A 12,496-nucleotide genomic window follows, 5' to 3' on the forward strand; every position below is an offset into this window, starting at 1 on the left:
GCGGTCACGTTGTTCCGACGTTGTTGGAAGGGTAGCGTACAGAACTATGCGACTGCTAGGTGCCATCCGGCTTTCTCGTCACCGGGGAGAGGGCGACCCGTCAACTTCCCCTGAGCGCCAGGGGACGTCCATTGAGGCGGAGGCCGCGTCTCGTGGAGGCGAGGTCGTTGGGTGGGCGCGGGATCTCGATGTTTCGGCCATCACGCTCTCGCCGTTTGAGCGGCCGGATCTGGGCGGCTGGTTGCGCGACAGGTCCAAGGACTTCGACGGCATCGTGTGGTCCAGGCTGGATCGCGCGGTACGCAGCATGGCCGACCTCCACGAGTTGGCCAGGTGGGCAACCGACGAGCGCAAGGTATTGATCTTCGCCAGCGGTCCCGGCGGAAGTTCCATGATGCTCGACATGCGGGCAGGGCCGCTCGACCCGATCCCGCACCTCATCGTGACCATCCTCGCCTTCGCGGCGCAGATGGAGGCTCAGGCGATCCAGGAGCGCAACCGCGACACCAAGGCATTCATGCGCCGGTCCGGGCGCTGGGGCGGCGGTATGCATCCCTATCACCTGATGCCTGAACAGCGAGACGTGGGCTGGTGGCTCGTCCCCAACCCCGAAACCGGCAAGGTCGTAGTCGAACTGATCGAACGGGTGCTGCAATCGCAGTCCAAGCTGTCCATCGTCGATGACTTCAACGCCCGCAAGATTCCCTCGCCTCGCGAGTACCGCCTCGTGAAGTCCGAGAAGGTTCCCGTGGCTCCAGTCGAAGGTGACGTCGCCATCGATGGGGACACCTTCGTGATCACGCCCGAGCACGGGGATGCAGTACGAGTTCGCCGCTACCCGAAACACGCCGAGGCGGCAGTCCGCGATGGCGAACGGGTGAAGGAGGGCCAGCGCCTCACGCTGCCGATTCTCTGGAACCCGAAGACGGCAGCCGACATCCTGCGATCACGGGGCCTGATGGGCCAAACGGAGCTGGGCGGCAAGCCGTTTCTGGGGCCGGACGGCATGCCAGTGCAGCGGGCCGAGCCATTGATCAATCGCGAAACGTGGGATCGCCTTCAACGCGTGCTCGATGAACAGGGACGCGTGGAGACGAAGCCACGCACCAGGGGTGCGAGCGTCCTGCTGGGTGTGGGCTTCTGCATCATTTGTGACGAGAAGATCTACTACCGGGACTTGAAGTACAAGGGCGGCCCGTACGCCTACTACGGGTGCCGGTCGGCTTGGGGTTATCTGCGCCGACAGGCAAAGCAGGACCGGTGCTCAGCGCTTGGCATGCCGGCCGAGGTGGTGGAGGACTTGGTCGAGCGTGAGTTTCTAAGCTTGGTCGGCGACTTGGAGGTCATGGAGAACGTCGTCGTGCCGGGGCAGTCGCATGCCGCCGAGCTGGCTGACGCAATGGAGGCGTACAAGTACCTTCAGGGCGAGGCGGCCACGAAACCGAAAGTGCTCGCGGCAGCACTTCAACCACAGATTGCCCAGCTTGAGGAGCGGATCACTCGGCTGTCCGAGATGCCTGAGACGGAGGACCGCGTCGAGGCGGTTGGGACTGGCTCCACGTATCGCGAAGTGTGGGAAGGCGCAGATGTGATCGAGCGCCGTCGTCTACTCCTGGAAGCTGGCGTCAAGGTTCGCTTGGGCCGTACGCGTGAGGACGAAGGCGATGTGGTGCTTCTCCCGTCCCGCGACGTGGAGGAGGAGTATGCCGCGATGGTGGTGGCGTCGGCGGAGCGCGTCTCTGTGGCCCTGCATTTGGTATCGGACCTCGCCGAGCGCGTGAGCAAGGACCCGAGCAAGGCTTTGATTTTCAGGCAGGACTCGCTTTAGGCGACGTCCGAGGCCGTCCGAGGGCTGACAGCGAGATCGCTGGCGCCCTCGGACCGCCGTGTCAGTGGGTAACGATCTTGAGGGGCATGATGACTCCCTGGAAGGTGGCACCAATGCGAACCGCCAGGGAGCGCCGACCTTCGACGGATTGGAGCCGGGCGATGCGGTGGCCGGCTGCTTCGACCCTGCCGAGGCTGCTCCATGTCATGGGATCTATGCGCACCGCCCGAGGGGAGCCGCCGGCTCGCGCTTGTGCCGCTTTCAGCTCGGTAGCACGGCGTCCCATGGTCCCGTCATCCGTCGTGATGGGCACGTTCATGGGCTCTTGCTCGCCCGCCTCGACCCGTACGGATGACGCGCTGAAGGTTAGGCGCGCGGTCCGGTCGATGCCTTCACGGACATGCGTGGCAAGTGCTTGAGCTGACGCTCGATCAAGCAGGCATTCCACGGGCTGCCAGCCTTGCTCAGTTTGGGCTGTGTCGGCAACGGTCACGTGCGCGCTGCCTCCCAGGACGACAACCGCGGATCTTGGCTCAAGCCGCAGAAGGACAAGGGCATGCTGGCCTGCCATGGGCACGAACTGGAGCACGTTCTCCAGTGCTTGCGCCAGGGAGCGGCACTCGACCCGCGCTTCAGCGATCAATGAATGAACTCCTTGATCGTGTCGTACACTTGTTCGATGACTGGCCGGTGGAGTGACGACGCCGATCTCGATTCCGACCTCACTGCCTGGCTGGAGCGGAAAGCCAGGGCATTGACTCAGGGGCGGGTCGAGCTGGTCGTCGCACAGCTTTTGGCTGGCCTGATGGAGGAGGAGCGGGAGCGGCGCCGGCTCGGGCTTGAACCGTTAGAGCCGGCGCCTCGCGCCGCCTGGGGTCCGCTCTGGCGGGAGCGGGTGATCCGCGCCGAGTGACGATTACGGAGCGCGGTTAACCAGCCTGATCTGCTCCGCCGCTTCTGCGTTGAGTTCGTCTTGCTCGTCGCGGAGGCGTTCCTCGGCGTACACCAGGTCGTACTGGTCGATGTCGAAGAACTTGCCGCCGCGTTGACGCACGATGCGTTCCAGCTCCGCGAAGAACGGCGCCCACTGGTAGGTCTCGAAGGCTGTCCCGTGCACGAACACGTTCCTGAAGGTCCGGCCGAGCAGGCGCTGCGGTGCATTCGAGCTGAAGACGCGATTGTGGTTGAACTGCGGGAACTCCGCGGCTGCCCTGAGCCAGCCGACCACCAGGATGTCGTCTCGGTGGCAGGGCTCGATACGGTTGGGAGACTCAGGGGTATCGAAATTACACACGTAGGTCATGAGGAAGGGGCCTTCGCTGGGGTTGGAGTCCTGACGAACGCGTGGGCGTACGGGGCGAGGGTCGTGCTGGCTTTGCCGCGGCTGGTGGGCGGTAGGAGTCGCCGCCGCCGCGCCTCGGCGATCCGCTGAGACCAGACCGCTGAGCTGCCCCCGTACCGTTCCGCTATGACGATTGCGGGGTTGGAGCGTCCGGCCTTAACGATGCGGACGTAGATCTGGGCTAGCGCGGCGTAGTCGGCGTCGGAGCGCCCACCTCGACCAGGGTGGCCGGCGAACACGTCGGCGATGGTGATGGTCATGCGTGCACGTACCTTCGGCTCATGCCCGTGAGGTGAAAGTAGCCCTCCGGGCAGCGGTAAATGCGGTTCTCGCGGGCCAGGCCCCGGCGGGAGCCGGCCTTGTCTGCGAGGCGGTTGCGATGTGTGCGCGCCTGGCCGAGAGCCTTGCTGGCGTCGCGTTCGTTGTAGAAGCCGCGCTTCTGGCATGTCCGGCACCAGTCGTGCGGGACGTTGTGCTTGGACATCGGTCGCCTCACTTCTGGTAGGCGGTGCAGGGACAGGATTCGAGGCCGCACTTGCCGCGGGTGGTGCCGTTCATGAGGTGGACCCAGTCGGCGTGGCCGCAGCCGTCTACCTGGCACCAGCCCTTGCGTCGGGAGCTGGTGAGGTTCGCCAGTAGTGCGCCGCTCGAGTGCAGCTTGATGGCACTGAACTTGCCGTTGAGTGCGATCCTGTGGGCAGTCTTGAGGGCCTCGTTCTGGCTGGCGAAGGGCGCCCAGTTGACGCCGACCTGTCCGTTGCCGAATCGGTGCGTGAGAACCCACCATTCGCGGTAGCTCAGGATGTCCGCGATCTGCTTGATCAGGGCCTTGGCCATCGGCTCGGGGCCAGAGAACTCGCCGGACTCCAGGATGGCGACGACCTGGTTGACCTCCTCGGCGCGGGGTGTGATGAGCACGGCAGCACCTTCCTCGATATCGAAACTTCACAGGCGTGCCTTAAGCGATCGCGAGCGCGCTCTCGGGGAACACCCAGTCGGCGGTGAGGTGAAACCATGGGCTGTTGCCCTCGATGCTGACGATCCAGCTCGGCTCGATGTAGCCGGAAGCGCGGCCTGTGACGACGCCGATGGCGCCCTTGTCGAGCGGCCCGTGGTTGAAGGTGCCGGCGCGGGTTACCGTCACCCGGGCGTTGAGGTGAATCCCGGTGGAGGCGACTGGTTCGACTTCACTGGTCAGGAGCGGCACGACCATGCCGCCTCTGAAGCGGACGAACAGGTGCGGTCCGACGATGCGTTCCACCACGCCAGCCGTGCCTGCGCTGATCGCGATTGCGTACTCGTTGGTGAGCACGCGGACCAGGTGGCCAAGGCGGTAACCCTCCAGTTCCAGGCCGGCTAGCTCGGCGTGGTTCTCGACCGTGGCCGGCAGATACATAGCAAGGACCTCGTCGGTGATGGCGTGCGGGAAGCTGTTGCCTCGCCAGGTCCCGTGCGGACGCCGCTCGAAGGTGTCGCCATCACTGTCGATGATTACCGCCCCGACCGGCGCCGCCTTCAGCTCATCCAGCGTGGCCAACGTTTCCGGGAACAGGTTGGTGGCATGCACCTCGGCAGTTCCGTGGGGGGTCTCAGCACTCGTCACGGTCAACTCCTCGCTGTCGCTTGGAGTACCAACATTACACAGAGCGGCCCGAAGGTGTGAACTTTCGAGAGGTGGGATGGATCTCAGTTCCGGCCGTCTTGGCGATCATCGAACAGCTCACGGAACTTTGGGTTGGTGCGCCACTTCAGCAGGGCAGGGCATGTCAGGCGACAGCGACGAGGTGCTCCATACCGGCGTTGTCGCCGAGCACCCGGGCATGCTGGCCGGGGTGGCGGGGTCGAAGGGTCACTCGCGAATCTCTTTGGTGACAAAGTCCTGGCGGCGCTCCATGGTGTCCACGATGCTTTGGCAGGCGTCGCGGAGGTTGAGTAGCGCCTCGTCCATGCGCGCTTGCGGTTGGCGGATCTCCTCGCGTAGGTACGCGGCGCTGGACTCGACGCCTTCGGCGTCTTCGACGTAGCCGGCGACCCGCAAAGCCGTCGCGAAGGCCATGATCTGGTTGTCCAGGTCTGCGAACGTGCGCATCTCGTCTCCTCGGCGTTGCGGGTGGTGCGTTCTTAAATTACGCGCCACCCGCCGCGTACGTCAGGCAGGGACATCGCCCGTGCCGGGGGTCAGCCGAATCTGGCCGGCGTGCGGTGATCGGTGATCGTGACGCCCCGCAGTTCGGGGGCGAAGTGCGCTCGCTCCCACACCGTGGCGTTCAGGTGGCGCAGCTCGGCGTCGATACCGTGGGCCTCGGCGGCGGCGAGCGCTGTGACTGCATTGGGGTCGTCGGGGGTGTAGATGTGCAGCTCCCGGGCGTAGGCCACGGCCACGACCCCGGTCATAGGCCACGCTCCATAAGCAGGCGCGAGGCCGCGTGGATCACGCGCAGCACATCGAAGGCGTCGAGCTTCACTTCGACATCGGCACCGCTCGCCTCGGTCACGGACAGAACGAAACGGCCGGGGTCGGTCTTGCTCTCGGCGAGGTACAGGCCGCCGTCGTCCAGGGTCTGAAGGTCTAGCTCGCCCCTCATTGGGCAGTCTCTCCGCACAGGCGCTCGCACGTCTCGGCGAGCAGGTCGGCGTAGATCCCGGTCTCGCAGCGCTCCGAGATCCAGGCAGGAAGTCCGTCGACTCGGCAGAGCCTGCCGACTTCGACGGCGTAGGTGTCGTCAGCGCAAAGCGCGATCAAGATCTTGCGGTGCGGGCGGCCGGGACCTACCCGGAACCACAGCTCCCCGCTGGGGTCGTCATGCACAAGGTCTCGTGCGCCGAGGCGCATGCGGGTAACCCTGCCGAGGTGTTGCAAGTAGGTCACGCGGTGGTCGGCTTCGCGCCGCCCGAGGTGGGGGGCGTCGATTGCGCGCTGGCCCGGCTTGAGCGTGGTCATGCGCAGGCCACCCGCCCGTCCGTGATCTCTACGGTCCGGCCGAGCTTGGCCATGCCGGTCATCAGGTTCTGTCCGTTGGCGTCCCACACGGCGCCGTCCACCACCATCGCCTTGCGGTATCCGTCCTCGCCAGTCACCAGGATGTAGACCGCCTTGCGGACGTCCAGGATCACGCCCGACACCGGGCAGGTGATGACTCGCTGGACCGCAGCCAGCACGGTCTGCTGGTCCTCGAACTTCTTGCGCGTGGCCTCATCGCCCATGAGCGCCTGCGCCACACTGATCCGCCGTGCCAATGTTCTCTCCTCGCTGTCTGCAAACTTGCGAAGTGGCGGCCAGCCACTTCAAACTCGAAACTTCACACTTGCACCGTTGTCTTGCCCGTCACGTCACGAGGTGGGGTTGCCCTGTAGCTCGTTCGCCAGGCGACGGGCCAGCGTCGTCTTGCGCTCACCGCCCTGAAACTCGACGTGGTTGAGATCGAGTACGCCTCGCAGGACGGCCGGCGGCAGGGCCAGCGCTGCCGCCATCACAGCAGCGTGGCTTCCGGCGCCCTGCACCCCGTCGTTTGCGATGTTGATCGTCTGCTCGGGGGTCATCGACTGCCCACTGCTCGCATTCCGGGCCGGTTCGTGACGCTGGCGCCGCCAAGGTTGGCGCGCTGGCCGGCGGCATAGCCCGAGTGAAAGCCTGAGCCCGTCAACCTGCGGGGGCGGCGCACAGTCTTGGGGTAGACCTCGTCACGTCGCGCCTTCACCAGGGCGCTACGGTCCGCCAGCACCAGGTCAGTACCTGGCCCCGTTTCGTCCGCAGCCCGACGTCGCTGAGCTTCCAAGCGACGAGTGACAGCCCTGCGGAAACCAGCCAGCCAAGATCGCCGGTACGCCTTGATGTTGGCGCTCGAACTCCATGGCTGCGCGGTAGCCATTCCGTGTGCGGCCTGCACCAGCAGGCTTGTGAACAGCAGGTCGACCCGGTCAAGGTCACCATCCATGCCGAACAGGTGGACGGCGACTGCGGTGCTGCCTCGATGGCCCTTGGGGATCACCACACCTTGGCATCCCATCGCGTTGGCGATGCCCCAGAGCAGGTCAGCCTTATCGCGTTGGTAGTGGCCTTCCATCGCCATGATTCGGTCGGCCGCGCGGAGGGTTACCTCCTCGGCGGCGTCCTTCATCGCCTCTTCAAGGCCCCACTTTTGGATCAGCTCGGTTGCCTTGGCCGTGTACGCCTCGGACTCGGCCGGCGTCGCGGCCGGGTTCTCGGCCTTGGCCAGCAAGGCGCGAATCTTGGCTAGCTTGTTGTCGCTCATGGCATTCCCTTCAGTGGGCAGGCTCGTCAGGGGCGGCATGCCAAGCCGCCCGACCCCCGAAGGGGTTTCGCCGGATTCAGTACCTCGGCCAGTCCCGCCAGCCGTCGACAGCGACGCCGCCATCGGTGGCTAGGCGGTGCTCCAGGTAGGCCCGCATCGCGCGGCGCAACTCCTGGTCCGACTCGGTCGAGTCGCCGTCTTCGCGGTCCATCCACCAGCCGAAGAGGCAGTGGTCCATGTAGTCGGCCGGGGTGGTGTGCTCGTCTGCGGCGTGGTTGAAGTCGAACGGGAAGGCGAAGTCGCCTGAACCCTCGAACCAACACGACGCCCAGCTCCACGAGTAGGCATACGCCAGCTGGCGGGCTGCGCGGTCGGAGATCACAACCCCGGCCTCGTTGGCTTTGCGCGCCTCAGCGAGCGACCAGTCGCTTACGTGTGCGTTCCCCATTGTTTTCTCCTTCCGGATGCGGGCTGGCTCATCGGCACCGACATGCCAGGTCGGTGGACCGGCGGCCCAGTCGAGGGCGTCGCCGATTTCACAGTCAGGACTTCACGGCCTCCAGGTGCGACAGCAGGCCATCGAGCAGTTCCCATGCGGTCTCGCCGTGATCGGCTGATCGCTCATCGCGGTATCGGTAGTCGCAGGTCTTCTCCGCCTTCTCGCCGAGCTGACGCAGCTCCTCGCTCGCCTCTTCGTTCCAGGCCCGCGCTCGTGCCAAGGCCCGGCGCAGGTCGGGCGTCACCACAAGCACCCGCTCGCTACTCATCTCGTGCTCCTCGCTTGTCGGCTGGCTCATCAGCGCCGGCATGCCAAGCCAGCGGACCGGCCACCACCTGGAGGGGCGGCGCGGTTTCGCCTCATGCATCAGCGAGCGCTCGGCGCGCGATCTTCTGGTGACGCGTTGTCGTGGGGCTGTAGGTGACCTCAGGGATCACTACGTCGCCGCCCTGGGTGACCCAAGCGATCGGGGTGCCGTAGCTACTCACGACGTAGACCGGTGCGTCCTTGACGCCGTCACGTACTCCACCCAGCCCCATGTACCTGTCGGCTCGCTCGGCCTGGAGTTCGTGCAGTCGGTCGGCGTGCTCCGCTGGAAGTTGCCCCGTAGGGATCAGCCCCGCCAGCACGCCCACCAGCTCGCCCTTGAGCGAAGCGGCCCGAAACGGGCACCGGTTGCGCATCCGAACCTGGGCATTGATCAGGTTCTCCATCTCGTCTCTCCTCATGGGTTCGGCAGGCTCATCAGCCCCGGGATGCCAGCCCGGAGGACACACCCCGCCCACTGCGGCGGGGGCATGTTTCGCCGGGTCAGAGTCCGAACTCGAACTCTCGGCCGAGCAGCTCGGGGGCCGTCGATTCGGTGACGCGCACGAAGTACCAGGAGTCGCCATCGGTGCGGCCCGTGCCGGTCTCGGCGTAGATGTGGTCGTACGACCAGGCGTCGTACGCCTCTTCGTTCTGCTCGCTCGGCGGCAGCGGGATCGTGACCGTCGTGATGACCGTGACGGTGTCGTACAGCTCGTAGTGGTTATCGATGACCAGGGTCACCGTCGCCTTGGTTGGCTCGATCAAAGTAGGTGCGTCGGCCATCGGTCTCTCCTCGTATGCGGCAGGCTCATCAGCCCCGGGATGCCAGCCCGGAGGACACGCTCCAACCCGTCGGGTGGAGCGTGTTTCGCCTGGTCAGTACGCCTCGCGCAGCCATTTCAGGTAGTTGGCTGCGGCCTGGCGGGACTCGTCGCTACGCGTTCCCATGCCGTCGGTTCGGGCGGCGTAGATGTCCGCGTGCGAGTCGAGGGCTTCCGTGTCGGACACGGCGTGTTCGCACAGCAAGAAGGCGGCGGTCTTGTCGTGACCGGTCAGCACCAGTACGGCGGCGATGGAGTCGACTTCCGCGCAGGTCATCAAGTTCCAGAGGTCGCCCGTGTCGACCCTGGCCAGCCGCTCTGACATGTCGTCAGCAGCCTTGACCAGCGCGGGAATGTTCTCGATACGCATGGATCTCTCCTCTGTCGGCAGGCTCATCGGCGCTGGCATGCCAAGCCAGCGGACCCCCGAAGGGGTTTCGCCAGTATCGAAAGTTCACATGGCCCGCCCGTTGCGGGCCACGATCCATGTCGTGGCCTGCATGGTCACGGGGTCGACGCCCACCCGCCGGGCCGCGACCCGGTAGGCGTGCTCGATGGCTTCGTAGGCGCCCGTTCTGGCGAGAATCGGTTCGTACTCGTCGTGGCCGAGAGCGACCTTCGCCGCCCACATGTCCACCGTCACTGCCTCGCGGTCGCCCAGCAGGTTCAAGGCGAAGCGCCTGGTCTTCGGGCCTTTCAGCGTGCCGATCGGGTCGTCACTCAACAGTGACCGCCGCGCCCGCTCGACATTGGCACCGATGCACGTCGGTGCCGTGCCAGTCGTCAGGAGCATGGTCGCCCCGAACAGGTTCCGCTTCCACGTCGTACGCGGCGAGAGGTGGGCAACTACGGCGGCCACCGACTCGCGGGACTTGTTGGTCTGAGCCGCGAGAGCGTCGATGAACTGTTCGCCCTCGTGGTACCACCGTGCGCCCGCCTCTACGTCGGCAGGGGTGGCGCGCTTAAAGGTGGCAACGATTCGATCGGCGACCGCCCGCACGTTGGTTCCGGCAACCTCGCGGAGCCGAGCGTCGGGGGTCGCGGCGACCTTCTTTCTCATGTTCACCCCAATGTCGAAAGTTCACAGAAATGCCAAGAAGAGGGGCCTCTCGGCCTCGTGGGCGACCGGGGATCGAACCCGGAGCCATGCGGGCGATGGGCCGCACAGCGAGCGCCAGCTCGCGCCCGTTTCACACCTGCGGGCTACTGTCGCCCGCTCATATGCACGCTGTGGAGTTCTCAACGAACAAGCATCGTTCCGGCTCACGACCCCCGCTGAAGGGTCCACCCGGCCTTGCCTTGCTACGCGCTTTGCGTTCGTCTGCCCCGCCCCGCCAGGGCGGTCCCTCGTGTTGCCTCCGTTCGTTGTTCCTCGCTGACGTCACAAAGCTAGGTCACGAAAGTTCACAGCGCAAGACCTTGTCGAAAGTTCACAGAACTATTTCTGTTTCCGCAGTTCAGGCGCGGTGAATTGACCCGTGCGCATCGGCAATCGCAGCCGAAAGCGAGCCTGAACCCCCGGTTTTCACTGGCGGTTCAGGGTCGATTGGCGCCCCGGTTGACCGGAAGATTTTCAGCAGCGGCGGGCTGACGTGCGGCAACGCCTCAGATTCGACTCTGCGGCTCTCGAAAGTTCACAGGCTGCCTCGGGTATGGGTCGACCCTGCGCCGCCTCGCAGCGGCGACCTGAGGGGTGTTAGCGGACGGATTCGCTGGTCACGCCAACCGTGCCCGCGCTGGCAAGCGCCCCCTTTTGCTCCCAGAAGGAACCGCAAGCGCGCGTTGCATGCGCTGTGTCGCAGAGTCAAGCCTGAACAGGACTTGTGATGCTCTCCACTTAGGACTTGCCAGTGATGCAGCGGCAGGGTAGGGGGTGTGACCCCTTCGGCTTCCAAGAGGGGACCGCTGGGTGATAGCAGCCAAAATCTTGCCACGGTTCCAGAGTCAACTTTTCCAGCGCCTCTCATGCCCAGGGTGGCATTGACCAGGCAGAAGAGCGCACCGACAGCATCTGCCGTCGCGTTCTTTCGCGCTTCGCCGCGGACCTCCACAGCATCGCTGGCCCGCCTTCGCCGGCTCGTGGCTTGCCTAGATCGGGGCCATCGGCCCCCAGCTCTTCGCCGCTGACCGCGTAGCGTTGGGAGCCTTCGGCTCCTCATGACGTCGCCGCTGAGAGGGTTCGAGTTTCGCGCCTCGGCGCTTCCGTTGGTTCGAGGGTGGTTCAAGGACGGTTAGGGTGAAGCCCACTTCACCCCGGTCGGTACGGTGCTTCACCCCGGGCGGTACCGCGCTTCACCCCGGTCGACAGGCCGGCCTGAACTGTGGTGCACCCCGGCTGTGGATAACTGCCCAGCTACCGAGGTGAAGCAGCCTTCATGCCGGTTCACCTGCGGAAATGACCGGGGTGAAGTGGAGTTCATCCCGCCTCTGCTGGCATCCCCATCGAAGAGATGTGACCTCGGTCATCTTTACCCTGCATAGTCCTGAGCTGAGGTCGAAGTATTAGTGAAGAGGTAAACAGCGAAGCAGCTTCGCCGCTCACCCGGTGACCTGAGAGGGGCCTTTGGCCCCATCAATTAGGCAAGCAGGTAAGCAGGTAAGCAGTAGGGGGCTTCGCCCCCACTCGACAGGTTCGCTGGTAAGCAGCTAAACAGGCTCCCTCTTCCTGATACCAGGCTCTGGGTCCACGCCTCGCAGGCAAACGTGGTCGGGGCCGCTACTTCCGGAAGGGGGTGGCCGGCTTGCCGGGTTGGCAGAACAGCGACCGGCGAGACCGGCTCCCCCCGAACTGGGACACGCAGATCCGGCCACGCATCCTTCGACGGGACGCGTACCGCTGCACCGTCAAGAACATCTACGGCGAGCCGTGCACCGAGCGTGCAACCGACGTCGATCACATACGGCGTGGTGATGACCATTCAGACTCCAACCTCAGAGCGGTCTGCGAATGGCACCACGATCGTAAGTCCGGCCGCGAAGGCGGCCAAGCGGCTGCGGCGGTTCGTCGTAGACATGCCGCGAAGTACCGGCGCACCGAGGCTCACCCCGGCCTCCTGTGATGCGCCCCGAGCGGGTTGAGCCGGCGCTCCCCGCCCCGCCCCGCAGCGTCGCTCCTCTCCCGGCGCTGCGGGGCACAGCTTCCCGACCGCAACAGGAGGCCCGCATGGCTGAGAAGCAGGCACAGGCCCCCTGGGGTCGGATCTGGGCCTGGTGGCTCGCGTTCTTCGCGCTGAGTTTCGCCATCCTGGAGACCATCGCGCTGATCGACCGCTCGACCGAGGACACCCTCAGCGAGAACACCCGGCGCTGGCTCGGCACCAACAAGAGCCCGAAGACCTGGGGGGCGGTGGGTTTCATCGTGGCCCTCGTCGGCTTCGTCGTCTGGTTCATCCCGCACATCGTCTTCAAGGCGTGGTGATCTCACCACCAGCACATGCGCTGCGC

At 65.4% G+C, this 12,496-nt stretch carries 21 protein-coding genes and 3 other RNA genes; 3 read left to right on the forward strand and 21 right to left on the reverse strand.

All coding sequences use genetic code 11. The features are described from left to right. The first annotated feature begins 46 nt into the window (after positions 1-46). Positions 47-1,828, forward strand: a complete 1,782-nt coding sequence (locus AB0J80_RS35880) for a recombinase family protein (RefSeq protein WP_364713982.1) — start codon at positions 47-49, stop codon at positions 1,826-1,828. 61 nt (positions 1,829-1,889) lie between these two features. On the opposite strand, the gene AB0J80_RS35885 is transcribed toward AB0J80_RS35880, so the two are convergent. Then, entirely contained in the window at positions 1,890-2,471 is a 582-nt protein-coding gene (locus tag AB0J80_RS35885; RefSeq protein ID WP_364713983.1) for a hypothetical protein, read from the reverse strand. Between the two features lie 36 nt (positions 2,472-2,507). On the opposite strand from AB0J80_RS35885, the gene AB0J80_RS35890 reads away from it, so the two are divergent. Further along, the gene (locus AB0J80_RS35890; protein ID WP_364713985.1) at positions 2,508-2,741 is read left to right on the forward strand and encodes a hypothetical protein; all 234 of its coding nucleotides are present in this window, start codon (positions 2,508-2,510) and stop codon (positions 2,739-2,741) included. A 3-nt stretch (positions 2,742-2,744) separates the two neighbouring features. Here the strand turns inward: AB0J80_RS35890 and AB0J80_RS35895 are convergent, their stop codons facing one another. The 20 genes from AB0J80_RS35895 to AB0J80_RS35990 all read right to left on the reverse strand — a co-directional run bounded on the left by AB0J80_RS35895 (position 2,745) and on the right by AB0J80_RS35990 (position 10,052). Next, positions 2,745-3,131 carry a hypothetical protein gene (locus tag AB0J80_RS35895; protein ID WP_364713987.1) on the reverse strand — a complete coding sequence of 129 codons (387 nt, stop codon included), beginning with the start codon at positions 3,129-3,131 and terminating at the stop codon, positions 2,745-2,747. 295 nt (positions 3,132-3,426) lie between these two features. After that, positions 3,427-3,654 carry a hypothetical protein gene (locus AB0J80_RS35900; protein ID WP_364713989.1) on the reverse strand — a complete coding sequence of 76 codons (228 nt, stop codon included), beginning with the start codon at positions 3,652-3,654 and terminating at the stop codon, positions 3,427-3,429. 8 nt (positions 3,655-3,662) lie between these two features. Then, positions 3,663-4,088 carry a hypothetical protein gene (locus tag AB0J80_RS35905; RefSeq protein WP_364713991.1) on the reverse strand — a complete coding sequence of 142 codons (426 nt, stop codon included), beginning with the start codon at positions 4,086-4,088 and terminating at the stop codon, positions 3,663-3,665. Between the two features lie 40 nt (positions 4,089-4,128). Beyond that, positions 4,129-4,773 carry a hypothetical protein gene (locus AB0J80_RS35910; RefSeq protein ID WP_364713992.1) on the reverse strand — a complete coding sequence of 215 codons (645 nt, stop codon included), beginning with the start codon at positions 4,771-4,773 and terminating at the stop codon, positions 4,129-4,131. 246 nt (positions 4,774-5,019) lie between these two features. Continuing rightward, positions 5,020-5,259, reverse strand: coding sequence for a hypothetical protein (locus AB0J80_RS35915; protein ID WP_364713993.1), 240 nt, complete (start codon positions 5,257-5,259; stop codon positions 5,020-5,022). An 89-nt stretch (positions 5,260-5,348) separates the two neighbouring features. Continuing rightward, positions 5,349-5,564: a hypothetical protein gene (locus AB0J80_RS35920; RefSeq protein WP_364713994.1), complete on the reverse strand. Its 216-nt coding sequence runs from the start codon at positions 5,562-5,564 to the stop codon at positions 5,349-5,351. Beyond that, positions 5,561-5,755, reverse strand: coding sequence for a hypothetical protein (locus tag AB0J80_RS35925; RefSeq protein WP_364713996.1), 195 nt, complete (start codon positions 5,753-5,755; stop codon positions 5,561-5,563). Before AB0J80_RS35925 ends, AB0J80_RS35920 begins: the two co-directional genes overlap by 4 nt. Beyond that, entirely contained in the window at positions 5,752-6,111 is a 360-nt protein-coding gene (locus AB0J80_RS35930) for a hypothetical protein (protein ID WP_364713998.1), read from the reverse strand. Before AB0J80_RS35930 ends, AB0J80_RS35925 begins: the two co-directional genes overlap by 4 nt. Further along, positions 6,108-6,407 carry a hypothetical protein gene (locus tag AB0J80_RS35935; protein ID WP_364713999.1) on the reverse strand — a complete coding sequence of 100 codons (300 nt, stop codon included), beginning with the start codon at positions 6,405-6,407 and terminating at the stop codon, positions 6,108-6,110. The genes AB0J80_RS35930 and AB0J80_RS35935 overlap by 4 nt, the downstream gene beginning before the upstream one ends. Positions 6,408-6,500: 93 nt before the next feature. After that, complete coding sequence (locus tag AB0J80_RS35940) at positions 6,501-6,710, reverse strand: hypothetical protein (protein ID WP_364714001.1); 210 nt, start codon at positions 6,708-6,710, stop codon at positions 6,501-6,503. Then, complete coding sequence (locus tag AB0J80_RS35945; protein WP_364714002.1) at positions 6,707-7,423, reverse strand: DUF2786 domain-containing protein; 717 nt, start codon at positions 7,421-7,423, stop codon at positions 6,707-6,709. The genes AB0J80_RS35940 and AB0J80_RS35945 overlap by 4 nt, the downstream gene beginning before the upstream one ends. Positions 7,424-7,499: 76 nt before the next feature. Then, on the reverse strand, positions 7,500-7,871 hold the full coding sequence (locus AB0J80_RS35950) for a hypothetical protein (protein ID WP_364714004.1): 372 nt from the start codon (positions 7,869-7,871) through the stop codon (positions 7,500-7,502). 94 nt (positions 7,872-7,965) lie between these two features. Further along, on the reverse strand, positions 7,966-8,190 hold the full coding sequence (locus AB0J80_RS35955) for a hypothetical protein (protein WP_364714005.1): 225 nt from the start codon (positions 8,188-8,190) through the stop codon (positions 7,966-7,968). Positions 8,191-8,205: 15 nt separating this feature from the next. After that, an RNA gene (locus AB0J80_RS35960) (hammerhead ribozyme type II) lies at positions 8,206-8,282 on the reverse strand. After that, positions 8,282-8,635 (reverse strand): hypothetical protein, encoded by a 354-nt coding sequence (locus AB0J80_RS35965; protein WP_364714006.1) that lies wholly within the window; start codon positions 8,633-8,635, stop codon positions 8,282-8,284. Before AB0J80_RS35965 ends, AB0J80_RS35960 begins: the two co-directional genes overlap by 1 nt. 17 nt (positions 8,636-8,652) lie before the next feature. After that, positions 8,653-8,730, reverse strand: an RNA gene (locus tag AB0J80_RS35970) — hammerhead ribozyme type II. 2 nt (positions 8,731-8,732) lie between these two features. Then, complete coding sequence (locus AB0J80_RS35975; RefSeq protein WP_364714008.1) at positions 8,733-9,014, reverse strand: hypothetical protein; 282 nt, start codon at positions 9,012-9,014, stop codon at positions 8,733-8,735. A 14-nt stretch (positions 9,015-9,028) separates the two neighbouring features. After that, positions 9,029-9,105: hammerhead ribozyme type II (locus AB0J80_RS35980), an RNA gene on the reverse strand. Between the two features lie 2 nt (positions 9,106-9,107). After that, the gene (locus AB0J80_RS35985) at positions 9,108-9,422 is read right to left on the reverse strand and encodes a hypothetical protein (protein WP_364714010.1); all 315 of its coding nucleotides are present in this window, start codon (positions 9,420-9,422) and stop codon (positions 9,108-9,110) included. Positions 9,423-9,506: 84 nt separating this feature from the next. Continuing rightward, positions 9,507-10,052, reverse strand: a complete 546-nt coding sequence (locus AB0J80_RS35990) for a hypothetical protein (RefSeq protein WP_364714012.1) — start codon at positions 10,050-10,052, stop codon at positions 9,507-9,509. 2,163 nt (positions 10,053-12,215) lie between these two features. On the opposite strand from AB0J80_RS35990, the gene AB0J80_RS35995 reads away from it, so the two are divergent. After that, positions 12,216-12,470 (forward strand): hypothetical protein, encoded by a 255-nt coding sequence (locus tag AB0J80_RS35995; protein WP_364714014.1) that lies wholly within the window; start codon positions 12,216-12,218, stop codon positions 12,468-12,470. Positions 12,471-12,496 lie beyond the last annotated feature (26 nt).

The organism is Actinoplanes sp. NPDC049548, assembly GCF_040676695.1.
In the GTDB taxonomy this organism is placed as follows: Bacteria; Actinomycetota; Actinomycetes; order Mycobacteriales; family Micromonosporaceae; genus Actinoplanes.

What these genes read in the sequence shown, in the direction of transcription:
- AB0J80_RS35880 (WP_364713982.1), top strand. Translation starts at nt 47, where the DNA reads ATGCGACTGCTAGGTGCCATCCGGCTTTCTCGTCACCGGGGAGAGGGC.
- AB0J80_RS35890 (WP_364713985.1), top strand. Translation starts at nt 2,508, where the DNA reads ATGACTGGCCGGTGGAGTGACGACGCCGATCTCGATTCCGACCTCACT.
- AB0J80_RS35895 (WP_364713987.1), bottom strand. Translation starts at nt 3,131, where the DNA reads ATGACCTACGTGTGTAATTTCGATACCCCTGAGTCTCCCAACCGTATC.
- AB0J80_RS35900 (WP_364713989.1), bottom strand. Translation starts at nt 3,654, where the DNA reads ATGTCCAAGCACAACGTCCCGCACGACTGGTGCCGGACATGCCAGAAG.
- AB0J80_RS35915 (WP_364713993.1), bottom strand. Translation starts at nt 5,259, where the DNA reads ATGCGCACGTTCGCAGACCTGGACAACCAGATCATGGCCTTCGCGACG.
- AB0J80_RS35920 (WP_364713994.1), bottom strand. Translation starts at nt 5,564, where the DNA reads ATGACCGGGGTCGTGGCCGTGGCCTACGCCCGGGAGCTGCACATCTAC.
- AB0J80_RS35925 (WP_364713996.1), bottom strand. Translation starts at nt 5,755, where the DNA reads ATGAGGGGCGAGCTAGACCTTCAGACCCTGGACGACGGCGGCCTGTAC.
- AB0J80_RS35930 (WP_364713998.1), bottom strand. Translation starts at nt 6,111, where the DNA reads ATGACCACGCTCAAGCCGGGCCAGCGCGCAATCGACGCCCCCCACCTC.
- AB0J80_RS35940 (WP_364714001.1), bottom strand. Translation starts at nt 6,710, where the DNA reads ATGACCCCCGAGCAGACGATCAACATCGCAAACGACGGGGTGCAGGGC.
- AB0J80_RS35945 (WP_364714002.1), bottom strand. Translation starts at nt 7,423, where the DNA reads ATGAGCGACAACAAGCTAGCCAAGATTCGCGCCTTGCTGGCCAAGGCC.
- AB0J80_RS35950 (WP_364714004.1), bottom strand. Translation starts at nt 7,871, where the DNA reads ATGGGGAACGCACACGTAAGCGACTGGTCGCTCGCTGAGGCGCGCAAA.
- AB0J80_RS35955 (WP_364714005.1), bottom strand. Translation starts at nt 8,190, where the DNA reads ATGAGTAGCGAGCGGGTGCTTGTGGTGACGCCCGACCTGCGCCGGGCC.
- AB0J80_RS35965 (WP_364714006.1), bottom strand. Translation starts at nt 8,635, where the DNA reads ATGGAGAACCTGATCAATGCCCAGGTTCGGATGCGCAACCGGTGCCCG.
- AB0J80_RS35975 (WP_364714008.1), bottom strand. Translation starts at nt 9,014, where the DNA reads ATGGCCGACGCACCTACTTTGATCGAGCCAACCAAGGCGACGGTGACC.
- AB0J80_RS35985 (WP_364714010.1), bottom strand. Translation starts at nt 9,422, where the DNA reads ATGCGTATCGAGAACATTCCCGCGCTGGTCAAGGCTGCTGACGACATG.
- AB0J80_RS35995 (WP_364714014.1), top strand. Translation starts at nt 12,216, where the DNA reads ATGGCTGAGAAGCAGGCACAGGCCCCCTGGGGTCGGATCTGGGCCTGG.